The following is a 631-nucleotide window of genomic DNA, read 5'->3' on the forward strand; positions in this document are numbered from 1 at the left end:
ACGATCAACACGGTGGATCCGGGTTTGCTTCCCGGTTGCAGGGTTGATTTGAGCATTACGCCCGGCGTATCGCCCGCCAGCAGTAAACGACGTTCTAGCAGGCTACGCGTAAGGCGTTTTTCTCCCACAAGCGGAGCCAGCACGCTTTCCATCCGGCGGCGGGCCGTGATCGGAAAGGCGGAGGCATCGATTTTTTCAATAAAGCCATCGGTGATAATCACCCTCAGCGGCGCGCCGTCATTAATTTGCTGAGGTGGCAAGGTGACGCGCGTTAGCAGGTAGCCTGCGTTGGCATACGCGGCTTCCAACTCTCGTGCCGCAGCAAATAGCAGGGCAGCCGAAACGCGCTTGCCTTTGAGCGTGGACTCAATACGGGCTGTTTCTTGCGCCAGTTCAGGATAGCCACCCTCAACGATGATGCCTGATGGCACAACGTACAACTGCTCTGAACCTTGCGGCGCATGCAGACCCGTGGTTGCAGGCAAGGTGATCCGCCCGCTATCCCGTTGCTGCACGGGGGCGTAAGTAGGTTGTGCTAACTGGCCCGCCGATGGCGCAGCCGATGCTGCGCTGGTGCTGAGGCCGATACCGATGCACAGGCTGAGCAGCGTCGGTGACAAAAATGCTGGTG

General features: G+C 59.1%; 1 protein-coding gene. It reads right to left on the minus strand.

From position 1 onward, the window contains the following. Positions 1 to 515: POTRA domain-containing protein (locus tag J5224_RS33755; protein WP_319802548.1), on the minus strand; the 515-nt coding region annotated here is incomplete at its 3' end. Positions 516 to 631: the final 116 nt, after the last annotated feature.

This window comes from Candidatus Symbiopectobacterium sp. NZEC135, assembly GCF_025962695.1.